11 protein-coding genes are annotated in these 17,949 nt (G+C 39.4%); 10 read left to right on the top strand and 1 reads right to left on the bottom strand.

The window, feature by feature from the left end:
• The 5 genes from FJR38_RS02340 to FJR38_RS02320 all read left to right on the top strand — a co-directional run.
• On the top strand, positions 1-427 hold a 427-nt coding region (locus FJR38_RS02340), incomplete at its 5' end, for a phosphoribosylglycinamide synthetase C domain-containing protein (protein ID WP_305765066.1).
• Between the two features lie 229 nt (positions 428-656).
• Positions 657-2,666: a cation:proton antiporter gene (locus tag FJR38_RS02335; RefSeq protein WP_168535177.1), complete on the top strand. Its 2,010-nt coding sequence runs from the start codon at positions 657-659 to the stop codon at positions 2,664-2,666.
• Positions 2,667-2,911: 245 nt separating this feature from the next.
• Complete coding sequence (locus FJR38_RS02330; RefSeq protein ID WP_174763852.1) at positions 2,912-5,029, top strand: cation:proton antiporter; 2,118 nt, start codon at positions 2,912-2,914, stop codon at positions 5,027-5,029.
• Between the two features lie 259 nt (positions 5,030-5,288).
• Positions 5,289-6,224 (top strand): UDP-glucuronic acid decarboxylase family protein, encoded by a 936-nt coding sequence (locus tag FJR38_RS02325; protein WP_168535176.1) that lies wholly within the window; start codon positions 5,289-5,291, stop codon positions 6,222-6,224.
• Between the two features lie 52 nt (positions 6,225-6,276).
• On the top strand, positions 6,277-7,668 hold the full coding sequence (locus tag FJR38_RS02320; protein WP_168494728.1) for a UDP-glucose/GDP-mannose dehydrogenase family protein: 1,392 nt from the start codon (positions 6,277-6,279) through the stop codon (positions 7,666-7,668).
• A gap of 165 nt (positions 7,669-7,833) precedes the next feature.
• Here FJR38_RS02320 and FJR38_RS02315 read toward each other — a convergent pair whose 3' ends face one another.
• On the bottom strand, positions 7,834-8,628 hold the full coding sequence (locus FJR38_RS02315; protein WP_168535174.1) for a DUF2993 domain-containing protein: 795 nt from the start codon (positions 8,626-8,628) through the stop codon (positions 7,834-7,836).
• A 915-nt stretch (positions 8,629-9,543) separates the two neighbouring features.
• Here FJR38_RS02315 and FJR38_RS02310 point away from each other — a divergent pair.
• The 5 genes from FJR38_RS02310 to FJR38_RS02290 form a co-directional block, all read left to right on the top strand.
• On the top strand, positions 9,544-9,882 hold the full coding sequence (locus tag FJR38_RS02310) for a hypothetical protein (RefSeq protein WP_168494732.1): 339 nt from the start codon (positions 9,544-9,546) through the stop codon (positions 9,880-9,882).
• 55 nt (positions 9,883-9,937) lie between these two features.
• The gene (locus FJR38_RS02305) at positions 9,938-12,037 is read left to right on the top strand and encodes a pentapeptide repeat-containing protein (protein WP_168535172.1); all 2,100 of its coding nucleotides are present in this window, start codon (positions 9,938-9,940) and stop codon (positions 12,035-12,037) included.
• Between the two features lie 113 nt (positions 12,038-12,150).
• Positions 12,151-12,639, top strand: a complete 489-nt coding sequence (locus tag FJR38_RS02300) for a hypothetical protein (RefSeq protein WP_168535170.1) — start codon at positions 12,151-12,153, stop codon at positions 12,637-12,639.
• Between the two features lie 65 nt (positions 12,640-12,704).
• Positions 12,705-13,490, top strand: coding sequence for an ion transporter (locus FJR38_RS02295; protein WP_168535168.1), 786 nt, complete (start codon positions 12,705-12,707; stop codon positions 13,488-13,490).
• Positions 13,491-13,575: 85 nt separating this feature from the next.
• Positions 13,576-17,949, top strand: a 4,374-nt coding sequence (locus FJR38_RS02290) for a PAS domain S-box protein (RefSeq protein ID WP_168535166.1), incomplete at its 3' end; no start/stop codon positions are given.

Genomic DNA, 17,949 nt, shown 5'->3' with positions numbered 1-17,949 from the left:
AGAATTTAACTGTCGCTTTGGTGATCCTGAAACCCAAGTAATTTTACCGATGCTAGAAACACCCTTGGAAGATTTGATCTTAGCTTGTATCGAACAGCGGTTAGGAGATATGCCCCCTATTGCTTGGAAACAAGGGGCTGCGGCTACGGTGGTGGCTGCTGCTGGTGGTTATCCGGGAGAGTATGCTAAGGGTAAGGTAATTACTGGCTTTGTAGCAGCCGAGACAGCGGGAGCGACTGTGTTTCATGCCGGGACGAAGTTAAATGCAGCCCAGGAAGTGGTGACGAATGGTGGACGGGTGTTAAATGTGACAGGATTAGGTGCGGATTTCCAGCAAGCGATCGCTCAAGCTTATGCAGGTATTGAACATATTCAATTTGAGAAGATGTATTATCGCCGAGATATTGGTTATCGGGTTTTAGGGTGATTTGCGGGTAAATATTTTGTTTCGCGCAGAGACGCAAAGGAGCAAAGGAATCTTCAATCCTCCCCCTTGCTCCCTGCTCCCCTGCTCCCCTGCTCCCCTGCTCCCCTGCTCCCCTGCCTCTTCAGGGTTGGTCCAAATTTTGTTTTTCTTGTATCCCAACTCTCACCGGAAACAGGTAAAACTTTGTATCCTGAATATATATAGTTCTTTATAGTTCTTATTAAAACAGGTGCAAGAAGATTTTCGGTTAATTGTTGATTTGGTTTCGGTGTTCGCTGTCGCTGCTTGTGGTGGATTATTGGCGGCGCTGTTAAAACAACCTGTTTTGCTGGGCTATCTCATCGGCGGTATGGTTGTTGGTCCAACTGGACTGGGATTAATTAAGGAACTGGTTCAGGTAGAAACGTTGGCTCAGTTTGGGGTAGCGTTTTTGTTGTTTGCTTTGGGTGTGGAGTTCTCTTTAACGGAACTCAAAAAGGTGAAAGCGATCGCTCTGGGCGGAGGCGCTTTACAAATTACTCTCACGATTCTGATCACTGTCTTAGTATGCGGTGTTACAGGTGCTTGGGGAACTTTACCCGCTAAAGGTGTCTTTTTGGGTTCGATTTTGTCTTTGTCTTCCACCGCTGTGGTTCTCAAATGCCTCATGGAACGGAATGAGACGGAAACACCCCACGGACAGGTAATGCTGGGGATTCTGGTCGTCCAGGACTTGGCTCTGGGATTAATGTTAGCTGTGTTACCAGCCCTCCATGAACCAGCGGAAGCTATTGGTGTCGCTGTGGTGATGGCTTTGCTAAAAATTGGTTTATTTGCGGCTGGTGCAATTGTGGCGGGAATTTGGTTAATTCCCCCTTTATTGAGATTATTAGCTGGGACGGAAAGTAAGGAGTTATTTTTATTAGGTGTAGTCACTATCTGTTTAGGAATTGCTCTCCTTACGGAATATTTAGGGCTATCTATTGAAATGGGGGCATTTGTCGCCGGTTTGATGATTTCTGAGGTGGAATATGCTGATGAAACTTTGACTATTGTTGAACCTTTGCGGGATATATTTGCTAGTTTATTTTTTGCCGCTATTGGGATGTTAATTGATCCCGTGTTTTTGTGGCAAAATCTGGAATTGATTCTCGGATTAGTGGCTTTGGTTTTTGTCGGGAAGTTTTTAATTATCACTCCTTTAGTAAAGTTATTTCGCTATCCTTTAAAAACAGCTTTAATTGCTGGTTTGGGATTATCCCAAATTGGAGAATTTTCCTTTGTGCTGGCTAGTGAAGGGCAAACTTTGGGTTTGGTTTCTCGGCGGATATATTTATTAATTTTAGGAACTACCGCAGTTACTTTAATGCTGACTCCTTTTATCTTGCGGTTAGTTCCCTTTTTATTCGATTTTGCTGAATCTATGCCTTGGTTAAAACCCTACTTTGTGGATGATCAAGCTCATGATTTTTCTGAAGATTTGCCTCGGAAAAATCATATTGTCGTTTGTGGTTATGGCCGCATTGGTAAGAATTTAGTGAAGTTGTTACAGCAATATCAATTACCTGTGGTGGTTATTGATCAATCAGAAAGTCGCATTCAGCAATTACGAGATTCGGGAATTCCCTATGTTTATGGCAATGGTGTCAGTCTTCATGTATTGGAAACTGCTGGGGTAAGTCATGCTCAAGGTATGGCGATCGCTCTCCCAGATCCTGCTAGTATTAGGCTATGTTTAAAACGAGCTTTGGAAGTATGTCCAGAATTAGATTTAGTTGTCCGTGCTACCCAAGATAAAAATATTGAAGTCCTTTATCAATTGGGAGCAAAGGAAGTAGTTCAACCAGAATTTGAAGCGAGTTTAGAAATGGTCACTCATCTCTTAATTGCTGTGGGGTTGTTACCGGAAGTTATCCAACAGAAAATGCAGCAAATTCGCCAAGATCATTATTTATATTTACGTCCTCAAAGTTCACCTGCTGAAGTTTCTCAATATTTGCAAAAAATCACTCGTGATCTGAATCGTCGTTGGTATGATTTACCAGCTAATTCACCTTTAATTGGCATGAGTTTAGAAGAAGTGAATATGCGTTATTTAACTGGGGTGAGTTTAATGGCTATTCGTCGCGCTACTGGTGAGGAAATTGATTATCCTAATAGTCAAACTACATTACTTTCAGGCGATCGCTTATTAGTGGTAGGATCAGCAGCAGAACTCACAGCTTTAGTAGAATTTGCCGAAGGAAAAATCACACAGTAATAACCCACCTGTGTGGTTTGTAAATCATTGATTTTCCCTTAGTCCGTGCAGTTTGACTTTGTTTGTGTAGTATTCCTCTATACAGGAAATAGAGCAAAGTTTATGTATTTCACTAATAAAGGTAGACTTTGTTTATGTAGCGTCGGTATTCTATTTATGAGAGTTAATCAACGTAAATTGGCCACTTTTTTGTATAAAATACAGTTATGCTCTCTCTACTTTTAATCTCATAACCAATCATTACCTTGGCTATTTTACTGTTAGTTATTTTAGTTGTCCCGATTCTATTTGACCGGCTCAAATTACCAGCATTAGTGGGTTTAGTTGGTGCTGGAGTCGTCCTTGGTCCATCAGGATGGAATTTGTTGCCGTCATCATTACCGATGATTAACCTAGTTTCAGACATCGGTTTGGCTTACTTAATGTTTATAGCTGGCCTAGAAGTTGATTTCCAACTTTTCCGAAACCAGAAAATTCCGGCTTTAATCTTTGGTGGTTTGACTGTTAGTTTATCCCTGGTTCTAGGAATATTACTAGGAGAAATTTTTAATTGGACTGAAAATACTTCTATATTAATTGGGGCATTACTTGCCGCTTATAGTCCTTTAGCCTATCCAATTATTAGCCGCTTGGGAATAGTTAATAACCCATCTGTCAATGTGACAATGGCAGCAACTCTAATTACTAATATATCTGCACTGTTAATTTTATCCATATCTATAGTAATTCCCAATGCTCAATTTATTGACTTGACTCAACTTATGATTATTCTACCTAGAATCATCATTTATATGACGGTGATTGTAGTTGGTATTGATTGGGTTGGTAAAGAATTTTTTCGGCGATTTGGAGATAACGAAAGCTACAAATTTTTATTCGTGCTATGTTCTGTTTTTCTTGCTGCTGTCGTCGCTCAATGGATGGGAATAGAAAAGATTGTCGGCGTATTTTTAGCAGGTTTGGCAGTAAATGATGCAGTAGAAGATGGACCAGTTAAAGAAAAATTGCTGTTTATTGGCAGTGTGCTATTTATTCCCGTTTTCTTTGTGCATCTGGGTTTAGTCCTAAATTTATCTGAATTTATTAATAGCAATAGCACTATTAAGCTATTAATATTCATGCTCTTGGGGTTAATAATTTGCAAATTTATAACCGCCTTCTTCATCAAAATTTTATATCAATATAATTGGCAAGAAACTCTCACAATGTGGTCACTATCTATGCCTGTGGTAGGGACAACATTAGCAGTTACCTTGGTGGGATATCGTTCTGGTTTATTGTCATCCGCCGTATTTAACAACATCATTATTTTAACCCTGTTCACATCATTATTTAGCCCTTGGTTAACCAGTCGCTTTGCTGGGAAACTGACTTGTGCAGTAGTTAATCAAAGTGAGAAAATTAATTTATCTAGAAATGAACAACACCCAGAACAGCAGGATTTTAATATTCTCGTACCTGTTTATAATCCCCAAACTCAACAGAATTTAATTGAAATGGCGGCATTATTAGCACGTCAAGCTGATGGGAAAATTGTCCCTTTAGCGATCGCTCATGCTACTGCCCAAATGCACAATTACCGTCTAGAAAAAGCTTGCGATCGCAGTGAAAGGTTATTAGCAAAAGCTACCACCCAATGTCAATCACTAGGCGCAACCGTCGCACCCCTATTGCGAATTGATGATGCTTTTGCCCCAGCTATCAGTAGAGCCGCCCGTGAACAAAAGGCTAGTTTGATTATTATGGGTTGGGGTAAACGTCATGGCTTGAGAGCGCGTTTATTTGGCAATGTGATTGATAATGTCCTTTGGTCTTCTCACTGTTCAGTTGTTGTAGCACGCTTAGTAGAATCCCCAAGCAGAATTCAACGCATTCTTGTACCCATCGAAAACCTGACTACACCTAGTTTTGAGGCTGTCAAGTTTGCCCAAATCCTGGCAAATGCCAATCAAGCTCAAGTGACTCTATTAAATGTGTGTATAAGTGAAATTGGCAGGTTAAAGACAGATAAACAGACTACTGAAAACCAGTTACCCACACGAAATTCCAGCAGCAATTCTAGTCAAATTGAAGCTAGGCATGAGCATCTACATCAATGGTTATCACAATTAAATTTGCCTAACCCCCCAGAAATTCAAATAATTATTCATGAAAATGTTGGACAAGCAATTTTGCAAGCCGCAAGACTGTATGATCTAGTAGTTTTTCCTTATATACGCAATCATACCAGTCCCGGAGGATTAGCCAACCATGATGTCACAACCCAATTAGCTAGACAACTCACCTGCTCTATCATTATTCTCAAGGAGTCAGGAGGTAGGGGCGCAGGGCCTGCGCCCAATCAGGATTCACTGGGTAGGTGAACGCCCTAATTATCAGTTCCGTATTGCTACTTGGACAGTTAGGAACTTCAGTGAAAAAACTGTATTGTTTTTTTAAAGCTTTGATGAAAAAGCCCCACAATAAACCTATCTATTAGAGAATAACTTGTAGACAATTAGTATCAAACTAAAAAACATACAGAAAAAATCTTGAATAGATATCCGCTTTTTTGTTACCTATGTGGTTAATATAAAAAAGCATGATCGCAACCTGAAAATATATGTTAGTAAAAGGGAAAATATGAGAATTTTAGTGACTGGCGGTGCAGGGTTTATTGGTTCTCATCTCATTGACCGATTAATGAAAGATGGTCACGAAGTCATCTGCCTGGATAATTTTTATACAGGAAAAAAACATAATCTTCTCAAATGGTTAGATAATCCCTATTTTGAAATGATCCGTCATGATATCACCGAACCAATTCGGTTAGAAGTGGATCAAATTTATCATCTGGCTTGTCCAGCTTCTCCAGTCCATTATCAATACAACCCAATCAAAACCGTTAAAACTAACGTTCTTGGTACACTGAATATGCTCGGTTTAGCCAAACGGGTTAAAGCGAGATTTTTATTAGCCTCTACAAGTGAAGTCTACGGTGATCCAGAAGTTCACCCCCAAGTAGAAGAATATCGCGGCAGTGTTAATCCCATTGGTATCCGGTCATGTTACGACGAAGGTAAAAGAATTGCCGAAACCCTTGCATTTGACTATTACAGAGAAAATAAAGTTCAAATTCGAGTAGCGAGAATATTCAACACTTATGGACCAAGAATGCTAGAAAACGATGGGCGAGTAGTCAGTAATTTTGTCGCCCAAGCATTACAAGGTATTCCCTTAACTGTTTACGGGGAAGGTCAACAGACCCGTAGCTTTTGCTACGTTTCTGATCTAGTAGATGGACTAATGCGATTAATGAATAGTGAACACACAGGACCAATAAATCTGGGTAATCCTGATGAATACACTATTTTAGAATTGGCTCAAGCAGTGCAGAACTTAATTAACCCAGATGCACAGATTAAATTTGAACCCTTACCTGCTGATGATCCTCGCCGTCGTCGTCCCGATATTACCAAAGCCAAAACTTTGTTAAATTGGCAACCTACCATTCCTCTCCAAGAAGGGTTAAAACTGATGATAGAAGATTTCCGTCAACGTGTTAAAAGTAACAATTAGTTAGTTAATCATTTATTCACAACTGATAACTGTAAAAACGAGGGGTTAAAGAATGCGTGTTTGCGTAATTGGTACTGGTTATGTAGGTTTGGTTACAGGTGCTTGTCTAGCTCACATCGGCCATGATGTAATTTGCATAGATAACAACGAAGAAAAAGTAAAATTAATGAAGTCTGGACAGTCGCCGATTTTCGAGCCTGGACTCTCGGAAATTATGCAGTCTGCCATCAATAGCGGCAATATTCTATTTTCTAGTGATCTTGCGGCTGGTGTTGCACATGGGGAAATCCTGTTTATTGCTGTCGGTACTCCTCCTTTACCCAATGGTGAAAGCGACACCCGTTATGTAGAAGCTGTAGCGCGTGGGATTGGCGAAAATCTCAATGGTGGTTATAAGGTAATTGTTAATAAATCTACTGTCCCGATTGGTTCTGGTGACTGGGTAAGAATGATTGTTTTAGACGGTATTGCCGAACGTCAAAAAACATTGGTCGCCGCTGGTGATACAGCCAGTGAGGATAAATTATCTGAGATTGCTACCCAGTTTGATGTAGTCAGTAATCCGGAATTTTTACGGGAAGGTTCAGCAGTTTTTGATACCTTTAATCCTGATCGGATTGTTTTAGGTGGCAATAGTCAACAAGCCACCGGTATGATGAAAGAACTATATGCCCCAATTGTCGAACGCAAATTTGCGGCTGATAAATCTTTACCTCCTGTACCTGTTCTGGTGACAGACTTAAGTTCGGCAGAAATGATCAAATACGCCGCTAATGCCTTCCTAGCCACCAAAATTAGTTTTATTAATGAAGTTGCTAATATATGCGATCGCGTCGGTGCGGATGTTACCCAAGTAGCCAAAGGCATCGGTTTAGATTCCCGGATTGGTAACAAATTCTTACAAGCTGGCATTGGTTGGGGTGGTTCATGCTTTCCCAAAGATGTTTCCGCTCTCATTCACACCGCTGATGATTATGGCTATGAAGCCCAACTGATGAAAGCTGCTGTCAGTGTCAATGAACGCCAACGCCTAATAGCTCTGGAAAAACTCCAACAGGCTCTCAAGATCCTCAAAGGGAAAACGGTGGGATTACTCGGTTTAACCTTCAAACCAGATACCGACGATTTACGGGATGCACCCGCACTGAATTTAATTGAACAACTCAACCGTCTGGGCGCTAAAGTTAAGGCTTATGACCCCATTATTTCCCAAACAGGTATGCGTCACGGTCTTTCTGGTGTATTAGTAGAAACTGATGCTGAAAGACTAGCAGATGGCTGTGATGCCTTGGTACTCGTCACAGAATGGGAACAGTTCAGCACTTTGGATTATGGGAAAATGGCAAAATTAATGCTCCACCCTGTCATGATTGATGGTCGTAATTTCCTTGATCCCCAAACAATGGTAAAAGCTGGATTCCAATATGTTGGTGTGGGAAGGTAATAGATAGGGAGTAGGGGAGTAGGGGAGCAGGGGAGCAGGGGAGCAGGGGAGCAGGGGAGCAGAGGAGCAGGGGAGAAATTTCTTTTTCTTAACTCCTGACTTCTATAAAAATGCAAACGCCGCCTAGAGTCAACTAGGCGGCGTTAATTTAATATTTTATCAATTTTACGAACTATGAGGAATTCTTTCTATTTCTGCATAACCACTAAAAATTAATTTTTGACCTTCTGTTTCTAAACGATTAAGTCGCATTTTTACACCATCTAAGTCAAAACGGTCTAAATCAACCATATTATCCAAGATTTCTACCAATGCCACACTTAAAGTCTGAGAAACTTCTCGTTGTGATTCTGGAACTCCCTCAAGTTCAATTTTTGGTTCTTTGAAAGAAACCCGCCTTCTTCTTTCAATACCAATGCCAATGGTCATACTTAGGGGTATGAGTTCGCCGTTGTTTAAATCGGCTTTAGCTACCAAATGCACACGATTTTCAGGTAATAGCTTAACTTCAACATCTGTAAAAGAAACTGGTTCACCACCTGATATAGCTATCAAAGTTGGTTCAGAAAGGTTCAGTAGGCGTTTTTTAACCAGTTCCGACTGAAAAGCTTGATTAATACCAACTTCTGATAAAATCACCTGAGCTACAGCTTGGGTGGGTTGTTTGAGAGTAAGTTTGCCACTTAAAACCGAGCCGAAGTCAATGGCTACTGCATCGGTTTCAAAAGACATTTCCTCCACTGCGAAGTCTCTACGAATTACTAAGCCGCGACCGTTCATCTTAAAGCTATCAATGCTGCCTTGCAACAGTTTGCTGGAGGGGTAGCAGCGCACAAAGACTTCTACTGACTCGCTTTGGGTGAACAAGTGGCGAATCGTTTGGCTGGCGACTGTGTTGAGCATTCGCTCACCCCAATCGGTGCTTTTGGGTTCTGTTAAACCAGTAAGTCCGCCGAACATTAGGTTTTAGTCTCTAGAAGTTCTTTATATTTTTGTAACAAATTGTGAACAATTGTGCAAGCGATCCCACAATTTAATCTGATTTAATCTGCTGATGGATCACAGTAGGATAACTGATGGTTTGTAGCTGATTGTATTGGATAATACCATTTTTCGGAAAAATAATGTCAAAACTCACACTAAAGTGTCAGTCCTAGTGTTATGTGAATAAATCAAAATATCCTGAATTCATGACTCACGGGCAGAAAAGTTTTGGTAAGTTCCTGTCTGGAGAAATATTTACCCCAATTCAAGATAGTCACTCAATTTTTTTGGTTTTTCAGTACCTAATATGCGAAATTAGTTAATATATATAGATATTAGCTATAGCAGATAACAGAGTGGGAAGCCTATTTGGGTCTTTTGTTTGATTGTGAGTTAATTTCCTCACCAGCTTGGCAGTTGCGGTAACTTGACACTCCCCGACCTAAAGGTGCGGAGATTCTTGGTTCAACGAGTCCACTTAGACTAGACCCCTTGCGGTATCTAGCCCAGAGGTGGTTCTCTCCCCAAGCGTTACTTTCCCCCAGCCCGGAGGTAGTTGCATTGCTGCAAATTTTGTTTGAGTTAAATTCTGTGTCGTCTAGTACCTGTAAATCTTTTATCTACTTCCAGGTGATCCTAGAACTACGAAGTAGAACCCCATAGATTTAGTTGTCAAGGTACAGATTGCTGTTAGGCAGTTAGGTTTTTATGCAGGTTAATTACCGTTCCTGTAAGGATAATTATATCACAAATCACCAAGGCGTTTACGCCTCAACTGGCTTTCATCCCTTGCCTGAAGGACGGTTAAGTTTTGAAGCCAAGCTCCAAAACTTAACCTCAAGGGTTTTCAGCCTTTTTTCTTATAATTACTTTGTATGGGAGCAAAGATTTATGAATTATCAACCAGAAGAAGATTTGCAGCGTCGTCTCCAAAATCTAGAAGCAGAAATAAAATCCTCTGGGATTAATGATACTCAAGCAGAAGCACCGACACCGACAACAAGTTCTAACAAATGGAATTTATATCTAGAAAGATCCAGAAATTGGTTTAATGGTTTATCAACAATTAAAAAGCTGGGAGTGACAGGAATAGTTATGTTGTTAACTGTTTGGATGTTACAAACAGTATTTGCTTTAGTTACTTCTGTCATCACTCTGGCAGTTTTGGCGGGGTTAGTGTATCTTGGATACAAATTTTTTATTGCTAATAGCTGGAAAAATAAGCAATAGCCTATTTTAATCACGCCGATACTGGTGTAAAAATAAATTCACAGGTAATTATCTAATGGCGAATCCAATTATCGGGAGAAGTAGTAATCAGTCTAGCCGCCCAAAAGAACCAAAAAAAACTAATGTTACATCACTAGTAACTAGGCGTTTTGTTGCTTGGACAGTGGAAATAACAATTTTTGTAGCCAGTGGGTTAGTTCCGTATTCTTTGGGTGTGTATGTTAACTCTCGTAGCGATATCAATCGAGTCCCCCTGAATCCTGTTTTAGTAGTTACAGAAAAAGCGATCGCCCGTCCATTAGCACTACCTGTAAGTTATGGTATTCGCAACGTTGCCTGGCCGACTAATATCTTGTGGATATTAGCTCTATTATTACCGACTACCCTCTCCAGTGGACAATTGTATTTACTAGCCAAAACTGGTAGTACCATTCCCAAACGCTGGTTTGGTGTCAAGGTAGTTAACGAAGAAGGAACAGCCCCTGGTTTAGGTGCAGTGGTGGTACGAGAAGGATTAGGGCGTTGGACTATACCTGTTTCTGCGGCCTATCTGCTTTGGCGCTACAGCTTTGTTTTTCCTAACTTAGCTCTGTTCACATCATTAACTATGTTCATGATCCTGGCAGAAGGAATAGGCTGGCCTGCCCGAAAACCTCGCCGCGCCTTACATGATCAACTAGCAGGGACATATACAATAGACGCTAAAAGCACTTTAAATAAAGAAAAATTAAAAGTAGCAGCAAATGTTGTAGATAAAGCCCCTACTCAACCATCTATTCCCACTCGTTCCCAAAGCAGCAACCCTAATCTCAGCCTCCTTATAGTGGGTTTGACTAGTATGATTGCTGTCTTATCAACTTTAATCGGTACACAAATCTATATCCAAACTCAAGAAAGCCAACGCAGAAGCGAACAAAATAATAGCCAAAAGTTTATCGAACTCATCAAAGCACTTAATCCCAATAACGGCGTTGCCAATGAAGATCGTCAAAGAGCCGTTTTAGCCTTGGGTAGTCTTAATGATCAACAAGCTGTCAAATTGCTCGTTGATTTACTGGTAAAAGAGACAGATCCGACAACTTTAGATACTATTCAACAAGCTTTAATTAATGCTGGTCTGAAAGCCATTCCAGAATTAAAGCGGATGAATCAGTTCCTAGCTGGGGAACTGGAATCTATGGGCAAAAGTCCAAATTGGGAATTTAGACAAAATCAGTTAGTGATCACCCAACAGGTAATTAATAAAATCCTGACAATCTACAGTGGCAAAATTAATAATATTGACTTGAGCAACGCTAAATTAGGTTTTCAAGCATCTGGAGAAAAATCGTTATTTAATCTCATCTTGGATAATGTTGATTTATCAGGAATTATCTTGAAATCGGCAAATATTAACCAAGGTAATTTCCAAGGGAGTCGTTTTCGCAGTGTCGGCGAAGATGGGCGTTGGGATACCTATGATGATGTCATCGCCGATTTGAGCAACGCTGATTTAAAACAAGCTAATTTTAATGGTGCTAATCTGAGTCGTGTTTTAATGAGTCGTAGTGATTTAAGTCGCGCGACTCTTAATAAAGCCAATTTATCCTACACCCGTTTATTTGCTGCTAATCTCAGCAGTACCCAGCTAGTAGGCGCAGATTTACGAAATGCCATTTTAGAGAATGCTAGTTTAACAGGTGCAGACTTGAGCGATACAAATTTAACAGAAGCAAATTTATATGCTGCTCACTTAGGCCGCGTTTCTGCTATTGGTACACAATTGGCTTATGCAAATTTAACTAAAACCGATTGGCAAGGTGCTGATTTATCAGAAGCATTTTTAGATTATGCAAATCTCAGTGATGCTAACTTAAGTATTGCTCGACTGACTGGGGTGAGTTTACGTTCTGCTAATTTAGAAAACGCTAATTTACGCAATGCTGATTTAAGTCGTGCTGATTTACGAGGAGCAAATGTGGCTGGAGCAGATTTTCAAGGCACAATTCTGTTTGTAGGTAGACAAGATCCAGCAGATCAATTTGTGCAAACTCCTGATCTTGGTTCAAAAAATGCTTCAGTTCAAGGAGTAGATTTTAGTAAAGCTAAAAATTTAGATCCTCAACAACTGGCTTTTATTTGTACTCAAGGTGGACAGCATTCTCGTTGTCCATAAATAAAACTAAATACTACTTTTTGTCTCAAGTATAGGTGCGTCTTCCTGAGTTGATCGCACCTCAGCATTATACTGATAATATTAAGTGTTAAGATTGTGTCAGGAGTTGGGTCATGAAGCATCTTCAGTATTGGGTTCTAGGGATCGGGTCAATTTTGAGTGTAGCTATTAACTCTCAACCAGCACAAGCTCAAGTGGCTTATGGTAGTTATGTTGGTATTGGTCCTGCTATTGGATTGAGTGATGGTACTCAACTTGGTGGGGTGCTGGCTTTCCGCTACAAGTTACTAGAAGCACCTCTTTCTTTCCGCGCTCAAGCTTTAATTGGTAAAGGGACAGCAGTAGTACCTACTGTTTCCTATGATCTCCCTCTCAACTGGCAAACTGATGCTTATTTAGGGGCTGGTTTAGTTTTGACTAGTGGTGATACACCTTCCCCTGTAGGGAATAAAATTAGTTTTGCTTTACAACCGGGAATTGATTACGTTGTTCCTAATAGTAATACTGTGATTTTTGGTAATGCTATTATTGCCTTTGATGCTTACCGGAATGGGGGTGGTACGGCTCTATCTCTACAGGGTGGTGTCGGGTTAAGATTTTAAGGATTGGTCATGGGTAATTGGTAATATGATTTTATTGCCTATTCCCTTTCCTTTTTATGTAAAAGATGGTAATAAATCGAGAAAAAATAGAGTTTTATTTAAAAGACCTGGAAACTCCTATCGGTAAAGTAATTAATTTAAGTATTGCTTTATTGGTTTTAGTCTCTTCAGGAATTTTTGTAGCTGAAACTTATCAACTTCCTCCAGATGCTCGTTTGGAGTTGAGAGCATTAGATACTTGTATATTAATTATTTTTGCTGTGGAATATTTACTGCGCTTATGGAGTGCAGAAGATCCAGTTAAATATATTTTTAGTTTCTATGCAGTGATTGATTTAATAGCAATTTTGCCATCTTTTATAGGATTGGTAGATATTAGCTATATCCGGTTATTGCGTTGGTTTCGGATTTTGCGTTTACTCAGATTTATTGACCGAAAATTTTTAATTGGTAGTATTAGTAATGAAGATAGTTTAATTTTTGCTAGAATATTATTTACCTTATTTGCAATTGTTTTTATTTTTTCTGGGTTAATTTATCAAGTTGAGCATCCCGCTAATCCCCAGAACTTTAACACTTTTTTAGATGCCTTTTATTTCTCGGTTGTGACGATGACGACGGTGGGATTTGGTGATGTGATTCCGATTTCGGAATTAGGCCGTTTACTGACTGTATTAATGATTTTAACAGGGGTGGCATTGATTCCTTGGCAAGTAGGAGACTTAATTAGGCGATTGGTAAAAACAGCTAATCAAATAGAAAATGTTTGTTTAAATTGCGGTTTAGCTTTTCATGATACAGATGCAGTATTTTGTAAAAGGTGTGGTAAGGAATTAAAAATTAAAAATTAAAAATTATAATATGGCATACACCAGGCTGTACGATCAAAAGTCAATCGGCTTTTACTCCTGAATCCTACGTAATTTATGATGATTTATGTCACTTATTTCCTTGATAGAAGCTGATAATTTAGAACAGGCGATCGCTTCACTGGCCGCAGGGATCACTCATAATCCGCTGATTGTGACTCCTGATACACCAGTAACTGAGGCGATCGCTCTGATGAGTCATGCTAGAGCTACTTGTAAATTAGAAAATATTAATCCTGATCAGAATTATTTATTAATTGATGCTCGTGCTAGTTGTGTCTTGGTGATGGAAAAAGACCAATTAGTGGGAATTTTTACCAAACGCGATGTTGTCCATTTAAGTGCCGCCGGTCAACAGATTGGGGAAATGGTAATTGCAGATGTGATGACTTCCTCGGTTGTCACCATTCGAGAGTCGGAGTTTAATGATTTATTTACAGTATTAAATATATTTAGGCGTAATCGTATTCGTCATTTGCCAATTTTAGATGATAATAACCAGCTATTAGGACTAATTACCCATGAAAACCTGCGTCAATTACTGCGTCCGATTGACTTGTTAAAGTTGCGTTTGGTTTCGGAAGTTATGAATATTCGTCTAGTTCATGCTACTCCAGAAACCTCCATCCTAGAGGTCACTAAATTAATGACAAGGAACAATGTCAGTTCAGTAGTAATTATAGAAGAGCAAAATTATTTACCTATTCCCATCGGAATTATTACTGAACAAGATATTGTCCAGTTCCAAGCATTGGATCTAGATTTAGAGAGTATTTCCGTTGCCAAGGTGATGAGTAGTCCAGTCTTTTCCGTCTCACCGGATCAATCTCTGTGGTCAATTTTCATGCTGATGAAAGAAAGAAGAATACATAGAGTTGTGGTGACAGGGGAACAAGGAGAGATGCTCGGCTTTGTCACGTACACCACCATATTGCAAGCTTTAAACCCGTTAGATATTTATAAAATAGTCCAAATTTTAGAGCAGAAAGTATCCCAACTAGAAACAGAAAAGCTAGATTTACTGCAAAATCGGAACGCAGAACTAGAACAAGAAGTCAAAAAACGCACAGCAGAATTACAAGAACAGACAGAACGAGAACGGCTCTTAAGTGCGATCGCTAACCGGATTCGAGTTTCCCTAGACTTAGAAGAAATCCTCAATTCTCTAGCGATTGAAGTCAGAAAATTATTAAACTGCGATCGCGTTCTTGTCTACCAACTGTATCCCAGTGGCAACGGTATGGTAATTGCAGAAGATATCAAAAGCGGCTGGTTATCTTTTCAAGGAGAAGAGATTTTTGACCCTTGTTTTGCTCAAGACTGGATTGAGCCATATATTCAGGGACGAATTCAGGTTGTAGAAGATATTTATACGGCGGGGATGACTCCCTGTCATTGGCAACTACTAGAACGTCTACAAATCAGAGCTAAAATTATCGTTCCTATTGTTGTTGGTAAAAGACTTTGGGGATTAATGCTCACCTGTCAAAATGATGCCCCTAGAATTTGGCAACCAGAAGAGACAGAATTGCTACAACAGTTAGCTACTCATGTATCTATCGCCATCCAACAAGCCGAACTCTATCATCGTCTCCAGTCAGAACTTCAAGAACGACGACGGACGGAAATAGCTCTAAGTAAATCGGAAGAAATGTACCGTACCACCCTCAATAATATTTCTGACGCGGTTTTTATCACAGATGACCAAGGTCAATTTACATTTATTTGCCCTAATATTGATGTTCTTTTTGGATATTCACCAGCAGATATTATTCAAATGGGAAGTATTCACAACTTACTAGGAGGAACATTATTTGCTCCTGAAGATTTGGCAATATCTGGAGAAGTTACGAATATTGAACGCCAAATTTATGATCAAAAAGGAATACAGCATATTGTTTTAGTCAATATCAAAAAGGTGCAAATCGGTGAAGGGACTCTGCTTTATTCTTGCCGAAATATTAGCGATCGCAAGCGAATGGAACAGAAACTCAAAGATAGTGAAGAACGCTTGCGAACTATTGTCGAAACAAGTGCCAGTGGTTTTGTAACTGTCAATATGCAGGGACAAATTCTCTTTGTCAACCCAACAGCAGCCAGGATGTTTGGCAGAAATATTCCCGAACTGCAAGGTTGGCCTTTTGCACTTCCTTATGATTGTGATAGTCATCAAGTCCAAGAAATTGAAATATTGCAACCAGAAGGGCAACGACGGAAAGTAAATATGCAGCCGGCATCAATTCCTTGGAATGGTGAAAAGGCTTTTCTCATGTCACTGTCAGATATTACAGAACTTAAACAGACTGAAGAATTATTACGTCAAAGTGAAGGAAATTATCGGTTATTAAATGAAGAGCTAGAAGCTAGAGTCCAACAACGGACAATTGATCTGCAACTGGCTCAGGAACAATTAAAAGCATCCGAAGCAATGCTGCAATTGGTATTAGATACAATTCCCCAGCGGGTATTTTGGAAAGATCGTCAATCGGTGATCTTAGGATGTAATCGTAACTTTGCTGAAGATGTCGGTTGTACACCTGAAGAAATAGTCGGTAAAGCTTCTCATGAGATATCGGCCACTTCCGAAGAAATTGAATATTACATAGAATGCGATCGCTTGGTAATCAACAACGGTGAACCACAATTACACATCCAGGAAACTTTGCATAAAGCTGATGGTTCATGTATATGGTTAGAAACTAATAAAGTCCCTTTACGAGATTTTGACGGTAATATTATTGGCATTTTGGGAACTTATGAAGATATTACTACTCGTCGGACTGCTGAAGAAGCCCTGCGCTACAGTGAAGAACGTTTCCGCATTGCTTTAAATAATTCGCCAATTGTCGTCTTTAACCAAGATATTGATTTACGTTACACCTGGATTTACAACCCAGCCTTTGGCTTAGAAGTTGCAGACGTAATTGGTAAGTTTGATGATGATATTTTATTACCTAAAGATGCTCAAAAATTAACATCTTGGAAACGCCATGTTTTGTCTACCGGTCAAAGCATGAGAGAAGAAATTGTCATAGGTGAAGAAGATGATTTCATTTGTTATGTATTAACAATTCATCCCTTACGCGATCGCAATGGTAATATAGAAGGGATCACCTGTGCGGCTTTAGACATTACAGACCGCAAAAAAGTTGAACTAGCTTTGAAAGACAGTCAATACTTAATTCAGCGGATTACAGAAGCCAGTCCAGATATTCTTTATATCTATGATTTACATGAACAACGTAATGTTTATATAAATCGTGAGATTGCTAGATTAATTGGCTACTCTGCTCAAGAAATACAAGATATGGGTAATGAATTATTTGTACACATTATGCACCCTGATGACTTAATCAGAATTTCTGAGTACCATGCCGCTTTGATTACAGCTAGTGATGAAGAAATCAGAGAAATAGAATACCGGATGTGCGATCGTCAAGGTAACTGGTATTGGTTTCTCAGTCATGATACTGTATTTAGTCGGGATAATAATAACCTCCCTAAACAAATTATTGGCGCAGCTTCAGAAATAACTGAACGCAAACAAATGGAAGCACAACTCCGTCAAACTAATGCAGAACTAGCCCGTGCTACTCGCTTAAAAAGTGAGTTTCTCGCCAACATGAGTCATGAATTGCGTACTCCTCTAAATGCCATTTTGGGAATGTCTGAAGGTTTACAAGAAGGTGTTTTCGGCACAATTAATCATTTACAAAAACGAGCCGTCGAAACCATTGAACGCAGTGGCAAACACCTCCTAGAATTAATTAATGATATTCTCGATTTGTCAAAAATTGAAGCTGGTAAATTAGAATTACAACTTGCTACCGTTTCTTGTAGTTCCCTTTGTGAATCCAGTGTGATATTTGTTAAACAACAAGCACTCAAGAAAAATATCGAGATTAGTGTAGAAGTTCCAATCTATTTACCAAACATCATTGTTGATGAACGCCGTTTCCTTCAAGTATTAATTAATCTATTGAATAACGCCGTTAAATTTACCCATGATGGTGGCAAAATTCAACTATTAGTAGAACAGGTAGAAGCAGGTGACAGTAAAGAAGGGAAGAGAGAAGAAATTATTGAAGATTCTTCAGCACTGCCACCTTTTTCTCAATGGATATGTTTCTCCATTATTGATAATGGTATTGGTATTGATGGCGCTAATTTAGATAAACTTTTTCAACCATTTGTGCAAATTGACAGTAGTCTCAATCGTCAATACAATGGCACTGGATTGGGTTTATCTTTAGTTCGTCAACTCGTAAAACTACATGGAGGTAAAATCACAGTAGCAAGTAAAATTGATACGGGTAGTTGTTTTCAAGTCTATATTCCATACACAGGAGAATTAATCAATCAGAATTTTTGTTGGCAGATGGAACACAGAAGCAAGCAACTACTTCATTCACAGTACCTATTCATACTATCGTTAACCCTA

Source organism: Anabaena sp. UHCC 0253 (assembly GCF_009712085.1).
Lineage (GTDB): Bacteria > Cyanobacteriota > Cyanobacteriia > Cyanobacteriales > Nostocaceae > Dolichospermum.
Note: the sequence above shows the minus strand (reverse complement) of the source record. Positions and strands in the feature narration are given on the sequence as shown.